The 22952-nt window shown below is 45.7% G+C and carries 26 protein-coding genes; 10 read left to right on the top strand and 16 right to left on the bottom strand.

The window, feature by feature from the left end:
* The first annotated feature begins 124 nt into the window (after positions 1–124).
* From ACQCV8_RS16850 to ACQCV8_RS16840, 3 genes are all read left to right on the top strand, one after another.
* Positions 125–1183: a DUF1835 domain-containing protein gene (locus tag ACQCV8_RS16850; protein ID WP_426846388.1), complete on the top strand. Its 1059-nt coding sequence runs from the start codon at positions 125–127 to the stop codon at positions 1181–1183.
* A 75-nt stretch (positions 1184–1258) separates the two neighbouring features.
* Positions 1259–1939 (top strand): protein phosphatase 2C domain-containing protein, encoded by a 681-nt coding sequence (locus tag ACQCV8_RS16845; protein ID WP_426846386.1) that lies wholly within the window; start codon positions 1259–1261, stop codon positions 1937–1939.
* Positions 1940–2294: 355 nt separating this feature from the next.
* Complete coding sequence (locus tag ACQCV8_RS16840) at positions 2295–3371, top strand: FUSC family protein (protein WP_426846384.1); 1077 nt, start codon at positions 2295–2297, stop codon at positions 3369–3371.
* A gap of 582 nt (positions 3372–3953) precedes the next feature.
* On the opposite strand, the gene ACQCV8_RS16835 is transcribed toward ACQCV8_RS16840, so the two are convergent.
* The 11 genes from ACQCV8_RS16835 to fabL form a co-directional block, all read right to left on the bottom strand.
* The gene (locus tag ACQCV8_RS16835) at positions 3954–4286 is read right to left on the bottom strand and encodes a phosphoribosylanthranilate isomerase (RefSeq protein ID WP_426846382.1); all 333 of its coding nucleotides are present in this window, start codon (positions 4284–4286) and stop codon (positions 3954–3956) included.
* A 231-nt stretch (positions 4287–4517) separates the two neighbouring features.
* On the bottom strand, positions 4518–5393 hold the full coding sequence (gene nikC / locus ACQCV8_RS16830; protein ID WP_426846424.1) for a nickel transporter permease: 876 nt from the start codon (positions 5391–5393) through the stop codon (positions 4518–4520).
* 28 nt (positions 5394–5421) lie between these two features.
* The gene (locus tag ACQCV8_RS16825; RefSeq protein ID WP_426846423.1) at positions 5422–6423 is read right to left on the bottom strand and encodes an ABC transporter permease; all 1002 of its coding nucleotides are present in this window, start codon (positions 6421–6423) and stop codon (positions 5422–5424) included.
* A gap of 138 nt (positions 6424–6561) precedes the next feature.
* On the bottom strand, positions 6562–8166 hold the full coding sequence (locus ACQCV8_RS16820) for an ABC transporter substrate-binding protein (protein WP_426846380.1): 1605 nt from the start codon (positions 8164–8166) through the stop codon (positions 6562–6564).
* A gap of 45 nt (positions 8167–8211) precedes the next feature.
* Complete coding sequence (locus ACQCV8_RS16815) at positions 8212–9180, bottom strand: ABC transporter ATP-binding protein (protein WP_426846378.1); 969 nt, start codon at positions 9178–9180, stop codon at positions 8212–8214.
* The gene (locus ACQCV8_RS16810) at positions 9155–10156 is read right to left on the bottom strand and encodes an ABC transporter ATP-binding protein (RefSeq protein WP_426846376.1); all 1002 of its coding nucleotides are present in this window, start codon (positions 10154–10156) and stop codon (positions 9155–9157) included. Before ACQCV8_RS16810 ends, ACQCV8_RS16815 begins: the two co-directional genes overlap by 26 nt.
* 800 nt (positions 10157–10956) lie before the next feature.
* Complete coding sequence (locus ACQCV8_RS16805; protein WP_426846374.1) at positions 10957–12702, bottom strand: ABC transporter ATP-binding protein; 1746 nt, start codon at positions 12700–12702, stop codon at positions 10957–10959.
* An 86-nt stretch (positions 12703–12788) separates the two neighbouring features.
* Complete coding sequence (gene ntdP / locus ACQCV8_RS16800) at positions 12789–13319, bottom strand: nucleoside tri-diphosphate phosphatase (RefSeq protein WP_426846372.1); 531 nt, start codon at positions 13317–13319, stop codon at positions 12789–12791.
* 164 nt (positions 13320–13483) lie between these two features.
* Entirely contained in the window at positions 13484–13738 is a 255-nt protein-coding gene (locus ACQCV8_RS16795; protein WP_426846370.1) for a YgaB family protein, read from the bottom strand.
* A gap of 290 nt (positions 13739–14028) precedes the next feature.
* Positions 14029–14223: a gamma-type small acid-soluble spore protein gene (locus ACQCV8_RS16790; protein ID WP_426846368.1), complete on the bottom strand. Its 195-nt coding sequence runs from the start codon at positions 14221–14223 to the stop codon at positions 14029–14031.
* 102 nt (positions 14224–14325) lie between these two features.
* Positions 14326–15075 (bottom strand): enoyl-[acyl-carrier-protein] reductase FabL, encoded by a 750-nt coding sequence (fabL, locus tag ACQCV8_RS16785; protein WP_426846367.1) that lies wholly within the window; start codon positions 15073–15075, stop codon positions 14326–14328.
* 87 nt (positions 15076–15162) lie between these two features.
* On the opposite strand from fabL, the gene ACQCV8_RS16780 reads away from it, so the two are divergent.
* Complete coding sequence (locus ACQCV8_RS16780) at positions 15163–15387, top strand: hypothetical protein (protein ID WP_426846365.1); 225 nt, start codon at positions 15163–15165, stop codon at positions 15385–15387.
* A 14-nt stretch (positions 15388–15401) separates the two neighbouring features.
* Here the strand turns inward: ACQCV8_RS16780 and ACQCV8_RS16775 are convergent, their stop codons facing one another.
* Positions 15402–15593, bottom strand: a complete 192-nt coding sequence (locus ACQCV8_RS16775; protein WP_426846363.1) for a hypothetical protein — start codon at positions 15591–15593, stop codon at positions 15402–15404.
* Positions 15594–15624: 31 nt separating this feature from the next.
* Positions 15625–16713, bottom strand: a complete 1089-nt coding sequence (gene mutY / locus ACQCV8_RS16770; protein ID WP_426846362.1) for an A/G-specific adenine glycosylase — start codon at positions 16711–16713, stop codon at positions 15625–15627.
* Between the two features lie 127 nt (positions 16714–16840).
* Between mutY and ACQCV8_RS16765 the strand changes: the two genes are divergently transcribed.
* Positions 16841–17821, top strand: a complete 981-nt coding sequence (locus tag ACQCV8_RS16765; RefSeq protein WP_426846360.1) for a metal-dependent hydrolase — start codon at positions 16841–16843, stop codon at positions 17819–17821.
* Between the two features lie 31 nt (positions 17822–17852).
* On the opposite strand, the gene ACQCV8_RS16760 is transcribed toward ACQCV8_RS16765, so the two are convergent.
* On the bottom strand, positions 17853–18122 hold the full coding sequence (locus tag ACQCV8_RS16760) for a YfhJ family protein (protein WP_426846358.1): 270 nt from the start codon (positions 18120–18122) through the stop codon (positions 17853–17855).
* Positions 18123–18204: 82 nt separating this feature from the next.
* On the opposite strand from ACQCV8_RS16760, the gene sspK reads away from it, so the two are divergent.
* A complete protein-coding gene (sspK, locus tag ACQCV8_RS16755) occupies positions 18205–18402 on the top strand; it encodes a small, acid-soluble spore protein K (RefSeq protein WP_426846421.1) in 198 nt (65 codons plus the stop codon).
* A 24-nt stretch (positions 18403–18426) separates the two neighbouring features.
* Positions 18427–18591, top strand: a complete 165-nt coding sequence (locus ACQCV8_RS16750; protein ID WP_426846356.1) for a YpzG family protein — start codon at positions 18427–18429, stop codon at positions 18589–18591.
* A gap of 34 nt (positions 18592–18625) precedes the next feature.
* On the opposite strand, the gene ACQCV8_RS16745 is transcribed toward ACQCV8_RS16750, so the two are convergent.
* The gene (locus tag ACQCV8_RS16745; RefSeq protein WP_426846354.1) at positions 18626–18943 is read right to left on the bottom strand and encodes a YfhH family protein; all 318 of its coding nucleotides are present in this window, start codon (positions 18941–18943) and stop codon (positions 18626–18628) included.
* A 56-nt stretch (positions 18944–18999) separates the two neighbouring features.
* On the bottom strand, positions 19000–19818 hold the full coding sequence (recX, locus tag ACQCV8_RS16740; RefSeq protein WP_426846352.1) for a recombination regulator RecX: 819 nt from the start codon (positions 19816–19818) through the stop codon (positions 19000–19002).
* 99 nt (positions 19819–19917) lie between these two features.
* Here recX and ACQCV8_RS16735 point away from each other — a divergent pair, with 99 nt between their 5' ends.
* The 3 genes from ACQCV8_RS16735 to ACQCV8_RS16725 all read left to right on the top strand — a co-directional run bounded on the left by ACQCV8_RS16735 (position 19918) and on the right by ACQCV8_RS16725 (position 22860).
* Positions 19918–20811, top strand: coding sequence for a TIGR01777 family oxidoreductase (locus ACQCV8_RS16735; protein ID WP_426846350.1), 894 nt, complete (start codon positions 19918–19920; stop codon positions 20809–20811).
* Between the two features lie 67 nt (positions 20812–20878).
* Entirely contained in the window at positions 20879–22051 is a 1173-nt protein-coding gene (locus ACQCV8_RS16730; protein WP_426846348.1) for an amidohydrolase, read from the top strand.
* Positions 22052–22302: 251 nt separating this feature from the next.
* Complete coding sequence (locus tag ACQCV8_RS16725; RefSeq protein WP_426846346.1) at positions 22303–22860, top strand: GNAT family N-acetyltransferase; 558 nt, start codon at positions 22303–22305, stop codon at positions 22858–22860.
* Positions 22861–22952: the final 92 nt, after the last annotated feature.

Genomic DNA, 22952 nt, shown 5'->3' with positions numbered 1-22952 from the left:
ATAGCTAGTATTCAATTAAACAATTAGTCGTGTCCGGTTTCCAGTTTTTTTCTTCTGGGTTAAACTTAAGCTATTACACAGCAGTAAAAGCGTTTGAAACGAAACAGAAAGAGGGTCAGCAGCAATGGAAAAATACATTAAACTAAAAAAACTGGTAAGGGAGCTTCCTGAGGACGAAGTCAGGTCTTTCCTTTATCACGTCTTTATGAGATTGGAAATGGCTGAAGAACATTCGATGAATAAGGAGCAATCATTTGAATATCTCCTTCGTTTTTATCAAGATTTCCTGCGTTTCAAAGAAGGGCAAACCCTTCCCGTCCTCCCCTTTCATGCGGTTCATATCTGTTTCGGCGATTCTATTGGGGGCAGCCTGTATGCGGCTTTTAACGAGACTGGGAGCATCCGTCAACAGAAAATCATTACGGTACCTGCCCTCCTTTCCGTTGGACCGGTATGGAACCTCCATGAGGAGTCCGGAATTGGAAACCGGCAGGAATGGATCGAGGAGCGCTTCCTATTTGAAAATGACGAAGATCGGGAGATGGAGAAACATCGCCTTATCGAAGCACTGGCAGAGATTAATTCCATCCCTGAGAAAACGCCTGTCTGGATTTGGGCTGGGGATAATGCCCATGAGCAAGCCGGGCTGCGATTGTCCCTGTATCTATTAAAAGACAAGAATCACTATATCCGGCATTTGAATCCAAACAAGCTGTTCCAGCCAATAAAAGAGGGAAACTTTGAACTGCTTCATTCGGGAGAACTGATTCCCGAAAAATTAATCAGGATGTATGAGAACAATCAAACGCTGGCTCCTCTGACAGATGAAGAACGATGGAACTATGCTACGGAGTGGGCAGAACTGGCAAAAAGTACAGGCAGCTTAAGATTGTGGAGCAATGGGGAATTTCAATTTGCAGAAGAAGATTGCTATGATGCTCTTCTGTTAGAAGCAGTGGAGAAACTCCATGCTGAAGATCCTCAAACCTTATTTCATAAATCAGCCCGTGTCATCGGTGAGGTTTTTGGAAGTCTGGACCAATACATCGGCGACTCATTTCTGGAGTACAGACTCAGACAGCTCATCTATACCGGCCACCTTGATATCAAAGGTGTCCCGCAAGCAATGAGATTATACAGCGTCCGGCGCCGGGAAAGGAGAGCCAGCAGAATCGGCCAATAAGGTCCGCTCGGTTTTATCGTTTTTGAAACATAAGAGATAAAGTTTGAGAGGACATTCATAAGGGGGGAAATCACTATGAACTTTTCTTGGACAGGAAGGGATCACCTATATATAGACGAACCTGCCGTATTTTCCATCGGACCTGAAGCAGCCGGCATTTTTGGAGGCAGCTCAAAAGCCGGTCAGTATAAGAACGAAGACGGGTGTCTCATTTATATAGGAGAAGACTGGGAGCTTGGGATGATCCTGGATGCACATAAATCAGCAGAAAGTGCGGAGCTGGCTGTTCGGGAGTTCAGTAAGGCTGAACAGGATGTAAGGGCGATTTTAACCATGCCCACAGGTACCGCTTTAAAGGAGCTGCCTTTGTTTCTGGCAGATTTTTTTACTCACCCTGATTTTCTTGCAGCCTGCCGGGAGGTGGAGGGTGAGACGGCCTGTCTGATTGCTGTTCGAAAGGATAAGTATTTGTTTTGGTTTTCGATTGGTGACTGCGTCCTCCACCTTTACCATCCGGAGCTAGCCGCCCTCGGGGAGTACCAGCAAAATCACCGCAGTTTTTATGAGTGGGTCGGTCAGGTTAATACCTTTGAACTTCCCGTACCTTGCATCAGCACAGGTGTGAAGGAGTTAAGAAAAGGAAGCAACCATATTTTTCTCGCCACGGATGGCCTTCTTGAATGCCCGGAGCTTCCCTATAATAAACCTGAAGCATTTTCAGAGAGTTTCAAAACCGGACAATTGAAGACGGAATGAGAATTCTTCTGCAGCAGGCACACGATTTTCACATCCGCGACAGCTGTACCCATCTTTCATGGATCGCAGACATTTCTGAAGAAGGCAGTATGCCGAGTGATTTAATAAAATGAAGCTGAACTGAGCTCTTATGTGAAAATCCGGATTTATTTTACGAAAATACATTTCTTCATCGAAAAGGCTCCCATCCCTGCCCGTTTAGGGATCCCGAGGTTCTAGAATAGGCCGGTGAATGGGTGCAGTGTTATGAAATTCAGAAAAATGGGAAATAGTATCTTGAATAATCGTAATAAACCTTGTATATTACGTAGTTGTTTACTTAAACACTTTTGAAAGGAATGTAACCCTAACTTTTATGAAACTCGGTGCCCGAATTTTAAAGACAGGGATCGCCATTACCATTGCTTTATGGGTAGCGTCTCTGCTGCAGCTGCAGTCCCCCGTATTTGCCGGAATTGCAGCGATTTTTGCCATTCAGCCAACGATTTACCGATCTTATTTATCCGTTATTGAACAAATTCAGGCGAACTTTATTGGAGCAGCTTTTGCGGCTATTTTCGGATTGATTTTCGGACCCCACCCATTCATTATCGGACTGACGGCAGTCATCGTCATTTCCATCAACCTGAAGCTCAAAATTCAGAATACCATTCCAGTGGCGCTCGTGACGGTTATCGCCATTATGGAAACACCGGGAGAAAACTTTCTTGAATTTGCCCTTCTTCGTTTCTGCACAGTTATGCTTGGGGTATTCTCAGCATTTGTTGTCAATCTCGTTTTCCTGCCGCCTAAATACGAGACAAAATTGTATTACCGGATTTCTGACAGCACAGAGGAAATTCTGAAATGGATCCGGATCAATATCCGTCAGGCTTCTGAGCACAGTGTCCTCAAAGAGGATATTGAACGGCTGAAGGAAAACATGATGCAGCTCGATCAGCTCTATCTTCTTTATAAAGAAGAGCGGAATTACTTTCGAAGAAATACGCTTGTAAAATCCCGTAAACTTGTTCTTTTCAGACAAATGCTGCTGACCACCAATAAATCTCTGGACACGCTTAAAAAGCTTCACCGTCTGGAAAATGAACTGCATATGACCTCTCCGGAGCTTCAGCAAATCATTATAACGGAGCTTGATTATCTGCTCAGCTATCACGAACGCATTTTACTGAAATTTATCGGCAAAATCAAAACGGAAACACCGAATGAATTGATACAGGAAGGTTTATTTCATAAACGGGATCTCGTGGATGAATTCATGAAATATCAGAATCAATGCCATGATCCCGCCTGCTTTTACCACATGCTACCGCTCGTAGCAAACATTCTTGACTACAGCGAGCAGCTCGAACACCTTGATACTTTGATCAACAGCTTTCAGAGCTACCATAAGGATGAAAATGAAATTGAGATCAGCGAGACGAAAGAATAATACAATCGAGTACGAAATCACATAGATTTTGTACTCGATTTTTTTATGCATCCATTTTTACCGGGGATCTGTATTTTTTTCCTGCAAATATGACAAATTGATTCTGCATTTCTTGGTTTTAAGCTGCATTTTCGATTCAATTGTTACAGTTGTGAACTTGTCTGTAGCCGCTTTGCCTAGGAGGGCGTTAAGCGGGGGCTATGTTCAGCCAGTTTTGATTATTTTTACGCTGCTGAAAGACACTTACCAAGAGGAGATCAGCTGAATTTTAATTTAATGGATCGAAATGATCGTATAATGAACTAATTTACCCTCAATATTTAGAGGAATTAGACGGGCTCTCGGCCGGAATTTTATTTATTGTCCGTATTCTGTCATTTATTGTCCGTATCCGGTCATTTATTGTCCGAAATAAAATTATATTGTCCGTATCCGGTCATTTATTGTCCGTACTTTTGATATAAAGACTTTTCGACAGAATACGTCAAAAATCTCACAGCGATGCCTGTACGTAATCCGGCTACCGAACCCTGTGATCAGGAAAACGAGCAGACTGATCACACCCCATCCTTCACATAGGCTTTACGAAAGTATCAAACGCTCTAGAAACGCTATCTTCTCAGCATCCTTATTATTGTTTCGATCAGCCCGATAGCGATCCTTGGATGAAGCAGCATAAACACGTAAGTATTGCTCAGGGTTAAGCAAATAATACGCTGCGTCTCCGTCCTGATGCAGCTCTAAATCCTCTAGCTTCACTCCCGCGAACTCCGGCAAAGTATTAATGACTCCAAATTCAGCTGATAATCCTTCTTTAGAAAACTCATGCTCATGTAAATCAATTAAAGCGTAGTCCATTGAAATCATTAAGCTAACAATTGCCTTCCAGTTATATATAGACAGTTCCGGCGGCACTGCCCACCCTCTCTTATCACCGGGTACATGAATATCCAAATCCCGAGCATTCCAGTCTTGTTCCGTTATAATTCCTAATTCATTTAAATTTTCTAGCTATCTTAATAAACTCCTCATACTTGGAATGTTTCAATTTTCCTTAACCTCCGCACAGTTCGGTATCTATCCATTTCACCAGAAAATCCGGCAAAGCCTGTCAGCTCCGCCGGATTCCATCTCAATTAAACTCAATCAGTTCTTTGATTTTGGGTCCAGAGCATCTCTCAGTCCGTCCCCCATTAGATTAAACCCGAGGACCGTCAGCATAATGGCCAGGCCGGGAAAGACCATTGTCCAGGGAGCCTGAATCAAATACTGCTTGGAATCTGAAAGCATTTTTCCCCATTCCGGGCTCGGAGCCTGAGCGCCCAGGCCAAGAAAACCAAGGGCAGCCGCTTCAATGATGGCTGTAGCAACCGCCAAGCTTGCCTGTACGATGATTGGAGAAAAGCTGTTTGGCAGGACATGCCTCAGCAGGATGCGCGAATCCTTCATCCCAATTGATTTGGCGGCCATTATATAGTCCTCCTCTTTCACGCTCAGTACTTTAGCACGAAGAAGGCGCCCGAAGTTCGGGATGTTTATAATGGCGATGGCGATTAATGCATTTTGCAGCGATGGACCGAGAACAGAAATAATGGCAATGGCAAGCAGAATACTAGGGAAGGCGAGCATAATATCAAACAGCCTTGAAATAATAGTGTCTGCCCATTTGCCATAATAGCCGGCAATGATCCCGAGAAGGCAGCCAATGATTACGGAGCCGAGGACAGCGAAAAAACCGACAAATAATGATATTTTCGCTCCATGGACGACTCTTGAGAAAATATCCCTACCAAAGTCATCTGTGCCAAGCCAATGCTCTGATGAAGGCGGCAAAAGGCGTTTGGTTAAGTCCTGCTCGTTAATCCCGTAAGGTGCAATCAGCGGCGACAAAATCGCAACGAGGATAAAAAACAGGACAATCCCTGTACCTGCCACCGCGATTTTGTTTTTTACAAACGAGCGGAGTCCTTCCTGAAACGGGCTTAGCGGTTTTTCTTCGTGAGGCTGAACAGGTGCCGTCAGCTGCGGTTCTCCCAAGATGATCCCCTCCTTAGTATTTAATACGAGGATCTATGGCTGCATACAGCAGATCCACGACCAGATTGACTAGTACAAAGATGAGTGCAATGACCAGGATTCCAGACTGGATGACCGGATAATCGCGGTAGCCGATGGCTTCCACAACATATCGTCCGAGGCCCGGCCAGCCGAAAATGGTCTCAGTGAGGATGGCTCCGCCGAGCAGCAGGCCGGTCTGCAGGCCAATGACTGTCAAAATCGGAATAACGGCATTCTTCAATGCATGGCGGTATACGACCCAGCTCATTCTTAAGCCCTTTGCACGGGCAGTCCTTATGTAATCAGCATTCAGCACTTCAATCATGCTTGAACGGGTAATTCTTGCGATAATCGCCATCGGAATTGTCGCCAGTGCGGTGCCCGGAAGGATTAAATGCTTAAATACTTCCCCAAACTGATCGAATCTCCCTTGAATAAGGGTGTCGATTAAATATAAATTTGTGATGGAATCAACAGGATTCCGTATATTTTCCCGGCCTGTTGTGGGCAGCCAGTCAAGCTGAATGGAGAAGAACCATTGTTCCATCAATCCAAGCCAGAAAATCGGCATGGAAATTCCGATCAGTGCGATCATCATAGCAAGGTAGTCGAACCAGGACCGCTGAAACCAGGCGCTGATGATTCCCGCATTGACCCCGACTGCGATGGCAACCACCATTGCAAATACAGTCAGCTCAGCAGTGGCTGCCAGATAGGGCATTATTTCTTTTGTAATGGCTTCTCCGGTACGGATGGATTCTCCTAAATTTCCTGAGAGCAAATCAAGCAGATAAGAACCGTACTGCATATAAACGGGCTGATCAAGTCCAAGTTTTACCGTCAGCTGCTGGACGGCTTCCTCTGTCGCCCTTTGCCCTAAAATAACCTGGGCCGGGTCCCCGGGAATGGCCCGTATGATGGCAAAAACGATGATGGTCATACCAAGCAGAACCGGCACCAGCATTCCGATGCGCTTAAGGGAATAAGACAGCATACCCGCATCTCCTTCCATTATGTTTTCAAACACGATGATTCCTTTTGATGAGAGTCGGTGAATCTTCGCAGCCGTCAAGCGATCTGATGGTCAGCGTTTTAAAAAAGGGAGGAGCTTGCACTCCTCCCTTTTCATACGTTACTTAAATTCGACTTTTGTAAAGAGATCCGTGCCTGTTGGATGCGGAACAAAGTTAGCGATATCCGACATCCCCGCCATCATCGGTGTTGAGTGGACAAGCGGTATCCAAGGGGATTCATCGTGCACAATCGCTTGAGCTTTTTTATAAAGCTCGTTGCGTTTTTCCTGGTCCGTCTCTGTCTGTGCTTCGATCAGAATGTCATGCAGCTCCGGATTACCGTAGTAAGTGTAATTGTTGCTTCCAATACTGTCTTTATCCAGAAGGGTATAAATGAAGTTGTCCGGATCTCCATTATCTCCCGTCCAGCCCAGCAGGAACGAGTCGGCCTCCCCCTTGCTGGCTTTATCCAGATAAGTCGGCCAGTCATACGTTACGATCTTAGATTTAACACCGATTTTTTCAAAGCTTGACTGCAGCACCTCGGCAATTTTCATTCCTTCCGGCATATAGGGACGCGCTACCGGCATGGCCCACAGCTCCATTTCAAATCCATCCGCAAAGCCTGCTTCCTTGAGCAAAGCCTTTGCTTTTTCAGGATCATATGGATATTCTTCAATCGAATCATCATATCCTTCGAGTGATGGAGGCATCGGGTTTTTCGCGGGCTCAGCAAAACCTCCGTAGAAAGAGTCAATAATGGCTTTTTTGTCGACTGCATGGTTTAGCGCCTGTCTGACCAGCTTATTATCAAGCGGCTTCCTTGTCACATTTAACCCTACATACCCTACGTTCATGGAAGGCCGTTCAAACAGCTGAAGATTTTGATCGCCTTTTACTTTAGAAAGATCAGATGGATTTAAGCCATCCATTAAATCAATTTCTCCTGTTTGCAGGGCATTCAGCCTTGCTGAATTTTCCGGAATGGTTTTAAATACGACCTGTTTCAGCTTTGGAAAGCCTTCCATCCAGTAATCCTCGTATTTCTCAAGCACAATCCGGTCATTAGCTTTCCATTCGACAAACTTAAAGGGGCCTGTACCGACAGGGTTTGCTCTTAAATCATCACCATATTTTTCAACCGCAGCGGGACTGGCGATTCCGAACGGAGACATTGCTACATTTTTAAGGAATGGTGCCTGCGGACGCTTCAGTTTAAATTCTACAGTATGTTCATCCACCGCCTTCACTTCCTGAATGACATGTCCTTCATCCTTTTTAAACCCTCCGAACATTGTATAATACGGGAATTTTTCTGCATCTCCGTTCATCCAGCGGTCAAAATTGAATACAACGGCTTCGGCATTAAAATCCGTGCCATCGTGAAATTTAACCCCTTTCCGCAATTGGAAGGTATAAGTCAGACCATCTTCGGAGGTTTCCCATTTCTCCGCAAGACCAGCTTCAATCGTTGTATCTTTTTCGCTGTAGCTTAATAGACTTTCATAAATATTCTCTGTTACCTTAAATGCTTCCCCTTCAGTTGTCGTAATCGGATCGAGTGAAGTGGAATCCCCGCCCCTTCCATAAATGAGCGTATCTTTCCCGTTTGCTTTTTCTCCGCCTTCGCCATCCCCGCCGGCTGAATTGCTGCATGCGGATAGCACGAGTGAAAGAATAAGAATGAAAATGACCGCAACCCTGGAACTTTTCCTTCTCACCATTTGTTTCCCCCCTATTGTGTTGGCCTTATCTATCATTCACGCTGCTCATGCGTACAAATGGCAGGCAGCGAAACGACCTTCCCCTGCCGGAAAAAGATCCGGCTTCACTTTTTTGCAAATGTCCATCACTTTCGGGCATCTGGTATGGAACGCACACCCTGCAGGAGGATTGGCGGGATTCGGCATGTCTCCTTTTATGACAATCGGTTCCTGCCTTCCTGCAGGTTCAGCAACCGGTACACTCGAAAGCAGAGCTTCCGTATATGGATGCAGCGGGTTCCGGTACATTGATTCACTGTCTGAAAGCTCCGCCAGCCTGCCAAGATACATCACCGCAACCCGGTCGCTGATATGTCTGACAACCCCCAGATCATGGGAGATAAATAGATAGGTCAGTGAAAAGGTTCCCTGCAGCTCCGTTAGCAGATTCAGAATCTGAGCCTGAATGGACACATCAAGTGCTGATACCGGCTCATCCGCAATGATCAGCTTTGGGTTTGTCATAAGCGCTCTGGCAATTCCAATCCGCTGCCTTTGCCCACCGCTGAATTGGTGTGGGTATCTATTTCCGAGGTCCGGGTCAAACCCTGCAATTTTCATGATCTCGGCGACCTTGTCTTTTCTTTCACTCTTGGATCCTATTTTATGGACGATCAGCGGTTCTTCCAAAATGGACTGAACCTGCTGCCTCGGATTCAGGGACGCATAGGGATCCTGAAACACCATTTGCATGTCCCGCCTGACTGCCTTCATTTCCCTTTGATTTAGTTCAAAGAGAGATTGTCCATCGAACCGGACCGCTCCGGAAGTCGGCTCAGTCAGTCTTGTGATCAGACGGCCGAGTGTCGATTTCCCGCAGCCTGATTCTCCCACCACTCCCAGTGTTTCACCGGTTTTTATGCTGAGTCCGATGCCATCGACCGCGGTTACATCAGTCCTAGTGCGTTTTAAAACCCCTTTGTGGCTCGTATACACTTTTTTTAAGTCTTCAATCTCTAGCAATGGCTGACTCAAGCAACGCAACCTCCTCTTTGTAGAGCCAGCACCGAACCTTCTGCTGGCCGTGTTCAATCAAGACCGGATCTTCCTCAAGACATACCGGCTGAACAAATTCACACCGGTTGGCAAACGGACAGCCTTTCTTAATGCTTCCGGGCTTTGGAACCTGGCCTTCGATGGAAAAAAGCTTTTCCTTTTTTGTCCGGATATCTGGAACAGATTGGAGAAGCCCCCTTGTATAAGGGTGCTTTGGAGATGAAAAAATCGCATTAACATCTCCTTCTTCTGCAATCTGTCCTGCATACATAATCGCAACACGGTCACATACTTGAGCCACCACCCCTAAATCGTGAGTGATCAGGAGGATAGAGGTGTTCATTTTTTTATTCAGATCCTTCATCAAAGCTAAAATCTGAGATTGAATTGTAACGTCCAATGCCGTTGTCGGCTCATCAGCGATGAGTACTCCAGGCCTGCATATCATCGCCATTGCAATCATCACACGCTGGCGCATGCCTCCTGAAAGCTGGTGCGGATAGTCGCTGAGCAGTGCTTCAGGCCTCGGCATCCCAACAAGTCTCAGCATTTCCACCGCCTGATTTCTTGCCTCCTTCTTTGAGCATCGCTTATGAATCCTGTATGCTTCCATAAGCTGCTCGCCAATTTTCAGGAGCGGATTCAATGACGTCATCGGCTCCTGGAAAATCATCGCCATCTCATTTCCCCTTATTTTCCTGAGTGAGGCCTCCTTTTCATTGAGGAGATTTTTGTCCTTGTAAAAAATTTCACCTCTAACCGCAGAAGTTTTTGGCAGCAGTCCCATCATGGCCATTGAAGCCACACTTTTACCGCACCCGGACTCACCAACAATCCCCAGTACTTCCCCTTCGTTGAGCGTAAGATCAATGGACTTTACCACATCCACAACAGATGCATCTCTTTTGAAGCCTACTGAAAGACCGCGGACGGACAAAACTGTATTTTTTTTCAAAAAACATCGCCCCCTTCGGACTATGTATTCGGTTTTGAACAGAACCGGATTAACCTGCTTTTGCAGGCAGGGCAAAACGTGAAACCGGCTTTCTCAGCCGGCCATCCCGGGTTTTGGCCTTTCCCTGATAAGAAACTATTTTCAAAAGGCTTTGCTAATGCATGGAGTTGATGTGCGCTAGGCGTGAGACTCTGGGTTAAGAGGAGCGGGACAGGTGCGTCCCCCAAAGCGGCAAAGCTAAGAGAAGGCCCACTGCCCCGCTCTTGGATAAGTAAACGGATGTTAGCTGCAATAAGCAGCCAGGTTTACGAACACTTTAAAAAAATGCTCGGGGATCGGAACCGTACTTAAATTATGTAGAAGATGCAGCAGACTTTTAGATAGTGGAAAATGCAAGCTAGCTTTATATTTCAATAATATATCAAACTTTTTGATTAGTGTAAATATTCAGAATAAATAGGGTGTATTAGCCTATATTCCGATAAGGGATTATATTGAATCTTGTTAGAATCATCCTATATTTATAAGTAATTTTTTCCATATAAGGTACTTTATGCTTATGCGTTCAAGCGATCAATCATGACATCTGGAAAAATTCGAATGCAGTCTTTCAGAACGTAAAAAAGGAAATTTGAATTATCTTTTTACGGTGATTTTTCAATCACATATTATATGATCTGTGGAAAGCAAATTCCAGCCAGCTCTTCCTTTATCAAAATGAAAGACCACCCTCAGCATAATTGCCTTCTGGGGTGGTCCTGCTCGAGCGCGCAGTTATGAAGTTTTATCGTATTAGCTCTTCACAAATCAAGCTGCTGAATCTGGAAGAGGTTATAATACAATCCTTTTTTCGCCATCAATTCCTGGTGGGTTCCTTTTTCAGCTATTTTCCCGTGCTCCATCAGCACAATCTGTCCTGCATGGGTAATGGTGGAAAGACGGTGAGCAACTATGAAGGTGGTGCGGTCTTTAGAAAGCTTTTCCAGCGCTTCTTGAATAAGATGCTCGCTTTCCAGATCGAGGGCGCTTGTTGCTTCGTCCATGACAAGGATCGGCGGATTTTTCAGGAAAACTCGCGCAATGGAAACCCTCTGCTTTTGCCCTCCGGATAGCTTCACTCCGCGTTCTCCCACCCTGGTCTCGTATCCTTTAGGAAGCTTCATGATGAAATCATGGGCATTGGCTGCTTTTGCCGCCTCAACCATTTCCTCATCCGTTGCGTTCGGTTTCCCGATTAGGATATTTTCTTTAACGGTGTGGGAAAAGAGGAATGTATCCTGCAGCACCATGCCGATTTGACCTCTAAGGCTTGTTGCTTCATAGTCCCGGATATCCTTTCCGTCAAGCGTAATTCTGCCACCCGTCACATCATAGAATCTTGGAATCAGGCTGACGAGGGTGGATTTCCCCCCGCCGCTCATCCCAACAAGGGCAACTGTTTCCCCCTTTTTCGCTTCCAGGCTTACATCGTCAAGGACCTTTGCCTCTTCCTGATCGTATTGAAAGGTTACATGATCAAATTGAAGCTGCCCTTTTACATTCTCCGCTTTAACTGCATCGGGCTTATCCTGGATATCATACGGTTCATCCATGAACTCAAAAACGCGGTCCATCGAAGCGAAAGCCTGGGTTAGCAGGGTGGAGGAATTGATCAGCCTTCTTAGCGGTCCGTATAGCCGTTCGGTGTAAGCGATAAAGGCAACCAACGTTCCAACTGAAAGGTGTCCGTGAATTACCTGATACCCTGCATACGCAATGACAATGAGCGGAGCTGCATCCGTAATGGTATTCACGACAGCAAACGTTTTGGCGTTCCAGCTTGTATGATCGATTGCTTTTTGCAGAAAGTTGCCGTTTTCGTCTGCAAACTGACGCTGCTCATGGTCCTCAATCGCAAAGCTGCGAATAACCGCCATCCCCTGTACCCGTTCATGCAAATGCCCTTGAACTTCAGCCAGTGCCTGTGAACGCACCTTCGTCAGATGACGAAGCTTTCCATAGAAGAATTTGACGGAAAACCCGTACAGCGGGAAAAGCATGATGGAAACAAGTGTGAGCGGAATATCCATCGTCAGCATGATGGCAATGGCAATGATGATGGTTACAATATCAAGCCAAACATTCATCAGGCCGGTCATGACAAAGTTTTTGGTCTGTTCCACATCGTTTATAACCCGGGAAATGATTTCTCCGCCCCGGGTGTTGGCGTAATATTTCAAACTGAGTTTCTGCAGGTGGGTAAAAAGCTGATCCCTTATATCAAACAAGATTTTGTTTGAAGCCAGCTGGGCGAGATACTGCCGGTAATACTCCACAGGCGGCCGCATCACAACGAATACCCCGAACATCACACCTAAAATGGTAAATAAATGCTCTGTTTTTTCCTCGGCTGTACCAGAGCCTCCGACAATGTCATCCACTACATATTTAATTAAAAGCGGAATCAGGAGAGGGATTGCAAATTTTACGATTCCAATTGCAACCGTCCCCGTGATGTGCCATTTATAAGGCTTAACAAATTCCATATAACGCTTTATTGAACCCATTATTCAACCCCCATGATGACGATAACCCAGAAGCACGTGTTCCTTATGCAAGCAAAAAGCCTGCTGAACCATTCCAACAGGCATTTTTATCTCGAATATCTTAAATACTGCTCGTACCACGTATCGATAAATTCAGCAGAAAATGGACCTTCTCCATTTTGTATCCAGTCAAGCAGCCTATCTACATTTTTCCTGAGAATGAGGTCAATGACACCAGGATATTTCATTTCTCTTTTATGCGTTTCATACTCATCCTCATCCAGGAGGATATAAGATTTATCCGGAAAAACTTTTACATCCAGATCATAATCGATGTATTTCACCGCTTCCTCATCCCATACAAAAGGGGAACTGATGTTGCAATAATAATAGACCCCGTCCTCACGAAGCATACCGATTATATTAAACCAATGCTTAGCATGAAAATAACAAATGGCGGGCTCTCTCGTAACCCATGTCCGTCCATCTGATTCCACAACAGTCGTTCTGTCATTGCCGCCGATAATCAGGTTATCCGTACCCTTCAGAATCATCGTTTCTTCCCAGATTCGATGCAGCTTGCCGTTGTGCTTATAGCTATGTATTTGTATTTTTTCTCCTTCCGCCGGTAAGCCCATCTTTATTCGCCATCCTTTGAAGCAGCTCCTGAAAGATTTCCGTCCATTTCAAGAAGCCTGAATTCATATTTCTTTTCATTATACAGTTAGTCGATTGAAAAAGAAAACAAAAGGCCATACCGGCAGAAACTCGAGTTTCTGCAAGACCATGACCTTCATCGTGCCTATTGTTCCCATACCGGGTGATTTTTGTAGGATCTGATAACGTCCTCCGTCTGTCTTTCAAACGTTTGCTGAATAAAGTGAAGCTCTGCTTTCATCAGCTGAATTTCTTCCTGGACAACCATGAGCTTGTCCTTCTTCTGAAGCCTTTCAAGCTCTCTTTCAATTTTTTGGCAGCGCTCGACTTCGTTTTGAAGCTCAAGCAGCCTGTCCATTGTCTTAAGCTGCTCGCCGACAAGAACGTCAAATTTGCTCATAAGTGAGCCCCTCTCCCAATCCGGCTTCTATTCCCCTATATATTCGTTTTGCGTTATCCGGGCTCCTTTAGAAGAAAAGGCAGAAAGGTGAAAGATTTTGTCGGATCAGCCTGAATAAATCTGTTTTTGACTTCTGAAAAATGAAAAGAGGCCGCCCATATGCAAGCCGTCCTTTCTCTCCCTTTGCAGCCGGACCCGCTCACGATTAAGCGGCCCTTGTACAAAGCAGCGGAAATAAGCACAATTCTTGCAGGCGGCCCCTCATGCATTTCTGCATTCAGTGGTGTGAATTAGCTGTTTTTAGATTTGTTTGCTTCTGCTTGCTGGTTATACTTTTTCACGTGCTGAGCATCTGTTTCAGAAGCGTACTCAGTTCCGTATTGTCCCTGAGAAGCTTGCTGATTTTGCTGCTTAACATGTTGTACGTTTGTACCTGAAGCAGTTTTACCAGCTTGTTGTTGTTGTTGGTTTTGGTTGTTTGCCATTGTAATCACCTCCACGAAAATTATGTTGTCCCGCGGAGGTAAGTTATATGCGATATATTATAAAACTTTTTTCGCCTGGCTCTGGAAGGTGTTTTCTTTCAGTCAGACGAGCAGGGATCTGCCGCCGTCCACTATAAGCGTCTGTCCCCTGATCATCCAGGATTGATCGGAAACAAGAAAATCAACGGCATTCACAATATCTTCGATTTCCACCATACGGCCCGCAGGTGTTTTAGAAATTGCATCCTGCAGCAGCTCTTCCCGATTCGGAAAATGCTTTAGCGCTTCCGTATCCACGGCTCCGCCTGAAACAGCGTTTACGACGATGTTTCGGGATGCCAGTTCAACCGCCAGATAACGGGTAAGGGCTTCTAGAGCCGCCTTCGACACTCCGACTGTCGTATAGTTTTCAAGTACCCGGATCGAACCGAGCGAGCTGATGCTCACGATTTTGCCTCCTGTTTCATCCATCCGCTTTGCCGCTTCCTGTGCGCAAAACAGGAGCGCCTTGCTATTAATGTCCATCGTCCAGTCCCAGTGATTTTCCTCTAAGTCCATCAATGGCCTTAATACACCTGAAGCAGCGTTATTGATAAATACATCCAGGCGTCCAAACGTTAAATCAATCTGCTCAAACAAGTCTTTGATTTTATCTACTTTTCCTACATTTGCCTTCACAACCAGAGTTTTCACACCCAGTTTTTCAATTTCTTCAGCGGTTTCAAGAGCAGCCTGTTTGCTTCTTGCATAGTTAATGACAATATGGTATCCCTGCTTTGCCAAGTTTAATGCAATTGCCTTTCCTATTCCTCTGCTGCTTCCTGTTACTAATGCGACTCGATTTTGTGCCATTAATAATCCTCTTTTCTTTCGAATAGATATGTTTATTGTATCAAACAATATGTTTATTACGCCATAATATGCAAGGAGACACAGCAAATGTATGTAGGACGCGATATGACAGAGCTTTCCATGATCCGCAAGCGGGACTGGAAAGACGAAGAACTCGCCTATTTTCACCATTCGCTTCAGCAGATCCTTCCCTACATGAATTCAGAAGGCCTGACCATACACAGAGAAATCATGCAGGAGATCGAAGAACGGGGCGGAATGAAAAGAAACGAAGCCGATTATACGCACGGTACACGAATCAGTTATGATTGAGAGCTCCCAGTTTATTAAATTTGGCTGTTCTCGCTGATTCCTTCTCCTGACTGCTCAGAGTCGAGCGGGCTGGCCTGCCGCTTCTCCAAAGCGGGGTCTTTCCCGTTCCTCTGCTCTATCCCGGATTGGCACCTTCCGCTTCCATCACGGGCCATTTTTACAAAAATCCCCCGGAATGCTTTGCAGCTGACCCGGGGATTTTTCATCGCAAAAGGACTTTTCAGACAAGCCCTACCCTTATTTGTTTTCCTTTTCTAAATAAAGCTTGAAAATTTTTTGGTGGGGTATTGGAAATGCGTACTGTTTCATTTCTTCTTCTGTAACCTTTACGAGCCCGCTTCCTTCTTTTACGTTTTCAACGATTCCTGCAAACAGGGCGATATTCCATATCAGATGGCTGAAAACGTGCTGTATGACACCTTCCACAGGATTCAGTTCAGGTATGGCTTCAAGTTCTCTGATTAAATATGTTTCGAGCTCTTCCTTTTGAGTCAGCGTATCAGATACGGTTTCACAGTTTGGAAACTCCCAAAGATTGGCCAGAAGGCCCTCGGAAGGCCGTTTGCGGATCCAATAGCTGCCTGAGCTGTCCCGTAAAACTGCAGCAGCCATGAGCATGGATTTCTGCTTTTTCTTTTTGCTTTTGACAGGAAGCTCGTGCTGCCTCCCTTCTGCAAATGCCTGACAGTGCTCTCTTACGGGGCACAGCAGACACGATGGCGAGGACGGCGTGCATATGAGGGCGCCTAGTTCCATTAGTGCCTGGTTGAAATCGGACGGATTGTCCTTTGAAATGACCTCTCTAATAGCCGTATCAAACAGCTTTCTCGTTTTTGGCTTGGCGATATCTTCATCAATAAGAAGAATTCTGGACATTACCCTCATCACATTCCCATCCACTGCAGGTTCTGGAATATTGTAGGCAATGCTCATGACAGCCCCTTTCGTATAGGGGCCGACCCCTTTTAGTTCCCCAAATTTTCCGGGATCAGCAGGAACGATGCCGTCATATGCTTCGCTGACTTCTCTGACAGCAAACTGCAGGTTGCGGACTCTCGAGTAATAGCCCAGCCCTTCCCATGCCTTCATGACCTGCTCTTCATCCGCTTTCGCAAGAGACTCGATATCAGGGAATTTTTCCATAAAATTAAGAAAATAAGGAATGACCGTATCAACCCGTGTCTGCTGAAGCATGATTTCAGACACCCAGACCCGGTATGGATCCGAGTTTTCACGCCACGGCAGAATCCTCTGTTCTTTTTGGAACCAGCCAATCAAATCTTTTTGAAAGGAATCTATAGGAAAGTCAGATAAAATGGTTTTCATGGTGGAGCCTCCAGATGTTAAGATTTATTCTAAAATGGGAAACATAGCTGTAGAATGAATAAAACTCTTCAGCATTGCCGGGACCAGCGTCCCAATAATTCGAAAAAAATGAGCTGGGAGGGATGATATGGATACTGCCACCCACGTAGTCATGGGGATTGCCCTTGGAGGGGCGGCAACTCTTGATCCCTTAATAGGAAGTGACCCTGCGGCTTCCCACGCCGTCATGGCAGCGGCTATTATCGGCTCGCAGGCACCGGACCTGGATACTATTTTAAAACTTCGCAATAATGCTGTCTATATCAGGAACCACCGCGGAATCACCCATTCCATGCCAGCTGTCTTAATTTGGTCGGTTCTGATTACAGCGCTGATCTATTTACTTTATCCGGGGATTGATTTGCTTCATCTGGCTCTTTGGACATTCATAGCTGTGGCCCTGCACGTTTTTGTAGATATTTTCAACGCTTATGGCACACAGGCATTAAGGCCGTTTTCGCATAAATGGATTGCGCTCGGGCTGATTAACACCTTTGACCCGATTATCTTTTCCATACACGGAATAGCCATCACCGCCTGGATCCTCGGTGCGCCGCAGGGGTATACGTTTGCTGTAATGTTTGCTGTGCTGGCAGGATATTATGTTCTGCGGTATGTTATGAATAAGAAAATCGTTCACGAAATACGCGAACGATTCAATGAAATAACGGACATCACGATTTCTCCTACATTGAGATTCCGGGACTGGCATTTAGCCATTACAACCAGGACCCATTTTTATGTGGCGCGTCATGCAAAAGGAAAGCTTACCGTCCTGGATGAGTTTGACCGCGTTCCAGTTCCGCAGACCGATATGATCAGGGCAGCTGAAGAAGACCACAACATTTCAGCCTTTCTCTCCTTCTCTCCTGTTTACCGGTGGGAAGTGGAAGAATACTCCGATCATTACGAAGTACGGTTTATCGATTTGCGCTACCGAAGCAAAGGCTACTATCCGTTCGTTGCCATCGTACAGCTTGACAGCAGCCTGGAAATTGTCAGCTCGTACACTGGATGGATTTTCAGCGAAGAAAAATTGAGGAAAAAGCTCCATATTGTCCCTGATTAAAAGGCAGACCCGTTTCCGGGCTCTGCCTTTCTTAATGTTTCAAGTAATCATCCTGGTTAAGCAAATGTCTGTATTTCGGATTTGTTGCCACAAATTCATGCAGGCGAGGGCCGTATTGTTCAATCCATTTTTGGACAATTGCCTCAGTCATTTCTTTTCCCCTGTACTTTTCACCGGCTTTGGCATAGGTGGCTTCAAAATCCTCCCAAAGCAGTTCTACCCATGCTCTGGCCTGTGCATACGCAAGGGATTCATTTTTTAAAAGCAGCAAGTCCGTCAGACGCTCATGGTAAGGTCCCATGCAAAGAGCACCTCCTTTTTTGCAGGCAATCCTGCCTGTATGTACTAATCATAAAACAAATCAGCTGGTTCATAATAATGGTATGCTTCTGAAGCAAAAGAAGCAATCATTGGAGGCGGTTCGATTGAGGAACAAAGCAAAGGATTTCCCTATTGCAGCACGTTCTGAAGGAGAAGCGCGTGCTAAAGGCGCATATGCCTCTAAACGCGCGGACGGCTCGATTAACGACCATCCCCAGGAGCGCATGAGGGCCTCCGGCCAACGAGAAGATTCCAACTAGTCTAAGACGCGGAGGCTGATTCGATTGGGCAATCACAAACCATCCTATGACCATTTTTATTCATCTAAAACAAAAGCGTATCCGCAGCCATGGGCGAACCCGAAGCATGCCCATTCACAGGTAAACGGAGAAACCCAAATGACGCAGGATTTGGTTATTTTAAAAAACCAGACCCGCAAACAGTCTTAAAACCGTGGCCGGCCGCCTGATTTGCGGCCGGCTATTACTGACGGATAAGGACAGAAATGGGCAGGGCTTCTTCATGATCCGGCGCTGCGAGACGGTGGCCCCACGCAAAAATCCCATTCATATAAACAATCTTAAATATTTCTCCCGGTGCCCCTTCTATTTCAAGTTCATCTCCCGCTTTATAGTCAGCAGGGTTAAGCATATAGGAACGGGCCATGGAAATTTTCCGGTCCAGCACGGCAAATTCGTTCACCATCCCCATTTGCTCCGCTTTCCTTGCTTTTTCTTTTAAAGAGGCAATTTCTGTTTTTAATTCGTACTCTGTCATGTCACTGTATCTTTTGGTTTCCATCCTTGCTCCTCCTAATGTGTTTCATAAACAGGAATCAGCGTAAATAAAGCGAATACTTACTCATGTATAAAGTCCTCCGGGCTGTTCAAATACTCTTCAATCAGTGCAATGCTAAAACCCTTTCGGTATAAATACTGCTTCATTTTTTGCCTGTATTCAAAGTCGTTCCCTTTATTGTATTTTGAAATGACTTTATTCGCCTGCCGTACAAGGGCTTCTTTTTCCTGCTCCTGATCATTGCCGTACTCAAGAGACTGCAGTATTTCAGAAGTCAGATTAAAGCTAAACCCTTTCCTGACAAGAAGCTGTTCAAGTTTTTTCCGGACCTGAAAGCTTGAAACCCCGTGGTTCTTTTTCAAGAACTTTTCAGCGTGGACCATAGCGGCGTCACGCTGCTCTTCATGGGCATACAAAGAGAGAGCCTGTTCGATATCAAGCGGAGCAATTCCTTTTTTGATCAGCTCCTGCCTGATGACATCGGGACCTTTTCCGGAGGTCTGCCACTGCGTCCTTGTATACGCGTCTGCAAACTGATGATCATTCACAAGGTCCGAGTGTTCAAGCTGATGCAGCACTTCCTGAATGACCTCAGCCGCAAATTCCTTTTTCTCAAGGTGCTCCCTGATTTCAGCGCCGGAGCGCATTCTATAGCTAAGGAAATTCAAGGCAGAGTTGTATGCTTTACGGACTTGATCGCCTGAGCAGATTTCAGCCACGTCCAAATCGGAGAGTTCTTTTCCTTTTGCAAGCCCATATTTAATGAGCGTGTGCTCGTCCACGCCAAAACCGAACTCTTCGCCTTTTCCAGCATCTAAATAAACGTTGTACCGTTCAGCATTTTTTTGCTGGGACGTTATTTTTGTAATAAAAGCCATCCTCAACACCTCTCCCTTATTTTATCATACGTTTATCATAATAGAGGCAGGGTAGAGCTTATAAAGTGCAGCTTAAAATACTAACGCGAGGTGATTATTATGAAAATTGCAATCGCAGGAGGATCCGGTTTTGTAGGCAGGCATATCGCCCAGTACTTTGCACGCGAAGGACATCAGGTGATCATACTGTCCAGGAGCGAAAAGGAAGGCTATGGGAACATCGAATATGTTCAGTGGATGAAGGACGGCGCAAATCCCGCTCCGCATTTAGAAGGCACGGATGTCATGATTAACCTTGCCGGAAAATCAATCAGCACAAAATGGACTGAAGAAAACAAACAGGAAATAGTTGAAAGCCGTGTGCAATCAACACGGGAAACGTATAAATTACTAAATCAGCTAAGCAAGAAGCCGGAGGTTTTTATTAACGCGAGTGCAATAGGAATCTACGGTACATCTGAGCAGGAGACTTTTACTGAAGAATCCAAAACAACCGATGAGGATTTTCTTTCAAGCACGGTTCAAAGATGGGAACAGGAAGCATCCATGATCAGAGACCTCGGAATAAGAACCGTTTATGCCCGCTTCGGAATCGTGCTCGGTGAAGGCGGCGTGCTTCAGAAAATGATCCTGCCGTACAAGTTCTACGGCGGGGGTCCGCTTGGGTCCGGGAAGCAATGGATGTCCTGGATTCATGTAACCGATATCGCAGGAATGATCGGCCATATTATCCAACACAAGGAGATCAGCGGACCCGTCAATATGACCGCTCCAAATCCGGCACAAATGGAAACCTTCGGACAAAAGCTGGGAGAAGCATTAAACCGGCCTCACTGGCTTCCTGCTCCAAGCAGCGCCATTAAGCTTGCGCTGGGCGAAATGAGCATCCTTCTTCTGGAGGGGCAGCGGGTATTGCCGAAAAAAGCGATTCAAAGCGGCTATTCTTTTATTTTCCCTGAACTTGAACGCGCGCTCTCAGACATAATAAAATAAAAGAAAGTGAAGCTTCCTCAGCGGGGGTCATTCATGGATAAAATTTATATTCACTAGGAGCTAGAAGATGACCTGCACATTATTTAAGAACGCTACTATTTTCCCTGTTACCACGGATATTCTGTACGCTTCCGACCTTCTGGTCAAAAATGGAAAAATCGCTAAAATAGGAAAAAACCTTTCTGCACTCGAAAATTGCACCATCATTGACTGCCAGGACCAATATTTGTTCCCCGGTTTAATTGACGTTCACACCCACTTAGGACTGTATGATGAGGGAACAGGGTGGGCCGGTAACGATGCGAACGAAACGGTTGAACCCCTGACACCGCATATCAGGGCGCTTGACGGTGTGCATCCCCTTGACTCCGGATTCCGGGATGCGATTACCTACGGCATTACTACCGTTCATATTATGCCGGGGAGCGCCAATGTAATCGGCGGAACGACATCTGTCATTAAAACCTCTGGAGTGAACATCAGCGATATGCTTATCAAGGAAACGGCCGGTCTTAAAATCGCCCTTGGCGAGAATCCGAAACGCATTCACAGCCAGGGTAACAAAGACTCCATAACCAGGATGGGAATCATGGGCATGCTGCGCGAAGCCTTTTATCATGCAAAGTTTTGCGATGAGAAGGAAGACTTCCGTTCGCTGCCCCTTCGCCGTGCACTGCGAAGGGAAATTCCGGTCCGCATACATGCCCATCGAGCAGATGACATCCTCTCTGCGATCCGCTTTGCGGAAGAATTCAGCCTCGACTTCCGCATTGAACATTGTACAGAAGGCCATCTCATTGCCGATGAGTTTTCCGGAAAACACGCAAAGGTCAGCGTTGGTCCGACATTTACAAGACGGTCCAAAGTCGAATTAAAAAATAAAAGCTGGCAAACGTACCAGGCCCTCGCCGACAAAGGCGTGGAGGTATCCATAACGACCGATCACCCGTATACCCCGATCCAATACTTAAACGTTGTAGCATCACTTGCGGTCCGTGAAGGCTTTGACGAACAAAAAGCAATCGAAGGCATTACCATTACAGCAGCCCGCAATCTGCAAGTCGATGACAGGGTCGGAAGCCTGGAGCCTGGAAAAGACGCGGATCTCGTTCTATGGAGCCACCATCCTTTTCACTATCTGGCCAAACCAAAATGCACAATGATAAACGGAAATCTCGTTTTCCAAGACCCTGTATGGGCCTCGAAAAAAGGGATAAAAATTGGCCAAAAAAACCAATAAAAATCCGCAAAAAAGTTGTATCTTTTTTAAAGAAATTCGAGTATGATATCAGTGCATGGCTTGCTGACAAAGCCTTGCTATACATGACAATTTCATGACCTGGGATCAATGGGAAGGCAAATGGTGCGCCACCGGTTTAACCGGTCCTAGTGGGTTCGATTCCCACCCCGAAATTTTTTGGCTAATTTAAAAAATTTCGAGGGTGGGGCTAAGGCTACGCGTCTGCCCTCATGTTGGAGGGAGCGAGAAAGATGCTTAAAAAACGTGACATTCACGATAGTCATGCGCTGTATGAACTCATGGTACACCCTGAAGTCTTCCCTTATGTTCGTCATAAAGCTGAATCCATCGAAGAATACCTGTTTTTAACGAAGCAAACAATCGAAGCCGAAGAGCGCAGTGAATTGATTTCACGGACCATTCTCGACGAATGGGGCTCTCCAATCGGGACCATCAGCCTCTTTGACCTTCAGGAAAACGCCGGGTTCCTTGGAACCTGGCTTGGCAGGCCTTTCCACGGCAAAGGCTACAATCAGGCCGCCAAAGATGCTTTCTTTAACGAACTTTTTTACGAGCTTGGCATTGAACGGATTTTTCTCCGCATTCGTAAAATCAACGTCCGTTCCATGAAAGCCGCAGAAAAACTTCCATATGTAATGAACGCCAACGACACGAGAAAAGCGCTGCTCGATCAAATCAATAACGGGCAAGACATTTACAGCCTTTATGAAATCTCGAAAGATTTATATACACTCTATACAATGAGAACTCCTTCCCTTGCGGAAGAGCATCATTTAAAGGAAGCTTGACTAACACAGCCCGCCAAGGATTTGGCGGGCTTTTGCTATTGGAGTTTGGAACGGCATGGGGGGAGGGGCAAGCGGCGGATCGGGTTTTGCAG

This window comes from Metabacillus sp. 84 (assembly GCF_050107715.1).
Classification (GTDB): Bacteria; Bacillota; Bacilli; order Bacillales; family Bacillaceae; genus Metabacillus_B.
The sequence above is the reverse complement of the archived record's forward strand: the minus strand, read 5'-3'. Positions and strand labels throughout refer to the sequence as shown.

Bases quoted from the DNA above. Each gene is read 5' to 3' on its own strand.
- ACQCV8_RS16850 (WP_426846388.1), top strand. From the start codon at position 125: ATGGAAAAATACATTAAACTAAAAAAACTGGTAAGGGAGCTTCCTGAG.
- ACQCV8_RS16845 (WP_426846386.1), top strand. From the start codon at position 1,259: ATGAACTTTTCTTGGACAGGAAGGGATCACCTATATATAGACGAACCT.
- ACQCV8_RS16840 (WP_426846384.1), top strand. From the start codon at position 2,295: ATGAAACTCGGTGCCCGAATTTTAAAGACAGGGATCGCCATTACCATT.
- ACQCV8_RS16825 (WP_426846423.1), bottom strand. From the start codon at position 6,423: ATGCTGTCTTATTCCCTTAAGCGCATCGGAATGCTGGTGCCGGTTCTG.
- ACQCV8_RS16820 (WP_426846380.1), bottom strand. From the start codon at position 8,166: ATGGTGAGAAGGAAAAGTTCCAGGGTTGCGGTCATTTTCATTCTTATT.
- ACQCV8_RS16805 (WP_426846374.1), bottom strand. From the start codon at position 12,702: ATGGGTTCAATAAAGCGTTATATGGAATTTGTTAAGCCTTATAAATGG.
- ntdP (WP_426846372.1), bottom strand. From the start codon at position 13,319: ATGGGCTTACCGGCGGAAGGAGAAAAAATACAAATACATAGCTATAAG.
- ACQCV8_RS16795 (WP_426846370.1), bottom strand. From the start codon at position 13,738: ATGAGCAAATTTGACGTTCTTGTCGGCGAGCAGCTTAAGACAATGGAC.
- ACQCV8_RS16790 (WP_426846368.1), bottom strand. From the start codon at position 14,223: ATGGCAAACAACCAAAACCAACAACAACAACAAGCTGGTAAAACTGCT.
- fabL (WP_426846367.1), bottom strand. From the start codon at position 15,075: ATGGCACAAAATCGAGTCGCATTAGTAACAGGAAGCAGCAGAGGAATA.
- ACQCV8_RS16780 (WP_426846365.1), top strand. From the start codon at position 15,163: ATGTATGTAGGACGCGATATGACAGAGCTTTCCATGATCCGCAAGCGG.
- ACQCV8_RS16775 (WP_426846363.1), bottom strand. From the start codon at position 15,593: ATGAAAAATCCCCGGGTCAGCTGCAAAGCATTCCGGGGGATTTTTGTA.
- mutY (WP_426846362.1), bottom strand. From the start codon at position 16,713: ATGAAAACCATTTTATCTGACTTTCCTATAGATTCCTTTCAAAAAGAT.
- ACQCV8_RS16765 (WP_426846360.1), top strand. From the start codon at position 16,841: ATGGATACTGCCACCCACGTAGTCATGGGGATTGCCCTTGGAGGGGCG.
- ACQCV8_RS16760 (WP_426846358.1), bottom strand. From the start codon at position 18,122: ATGGGACCTTACCATGAGCGTCTGACGGACTTGCTGCTTTTAAAAAAT.
- sspK (WP_426846421.1), top strand. From the start codon at position 18,205: ATGCTTCTGAAGCAAAAGAAGCAATCATTGGAGGCGGTTCGATTGAGG.
- ACQCV8_RS16745 (WP_426846354.1), bottom strand. From the start codon at position 18,943: ATGGAAACCAAAAGATACAGTGACATGACAGAGTACGAATTAAAAACA.
- recX (WP_426846352.1), bottom strand. From the start codon at position 19,818: ATGGCTTTTATTACAAAAATAACGTCCCAGCAAAAAAATGCTGAACGG.
- ACQCV8_RS16735 (WP_426846350.1), top strand. From the start codon at position 19,918: ATGAAAATTGCAATCGCAGGAGGATCCGGTTTTGTAGGCAGGCATATC.
- ACQCV8_RS16730 (WP_426846348.1), top strand. From the start codon at position 20,879: ATGACCTGCACATTATTTAAGAACGCTACTATTTTCCCTGTTACCACG.
- ACQCV8_RS16725 (WP_426846346.1), top strand. From the start codon at position 22,303: ATGCTTAAAAAACGTGACATTCACGATAGTCATGCGCTGTATGAACTC.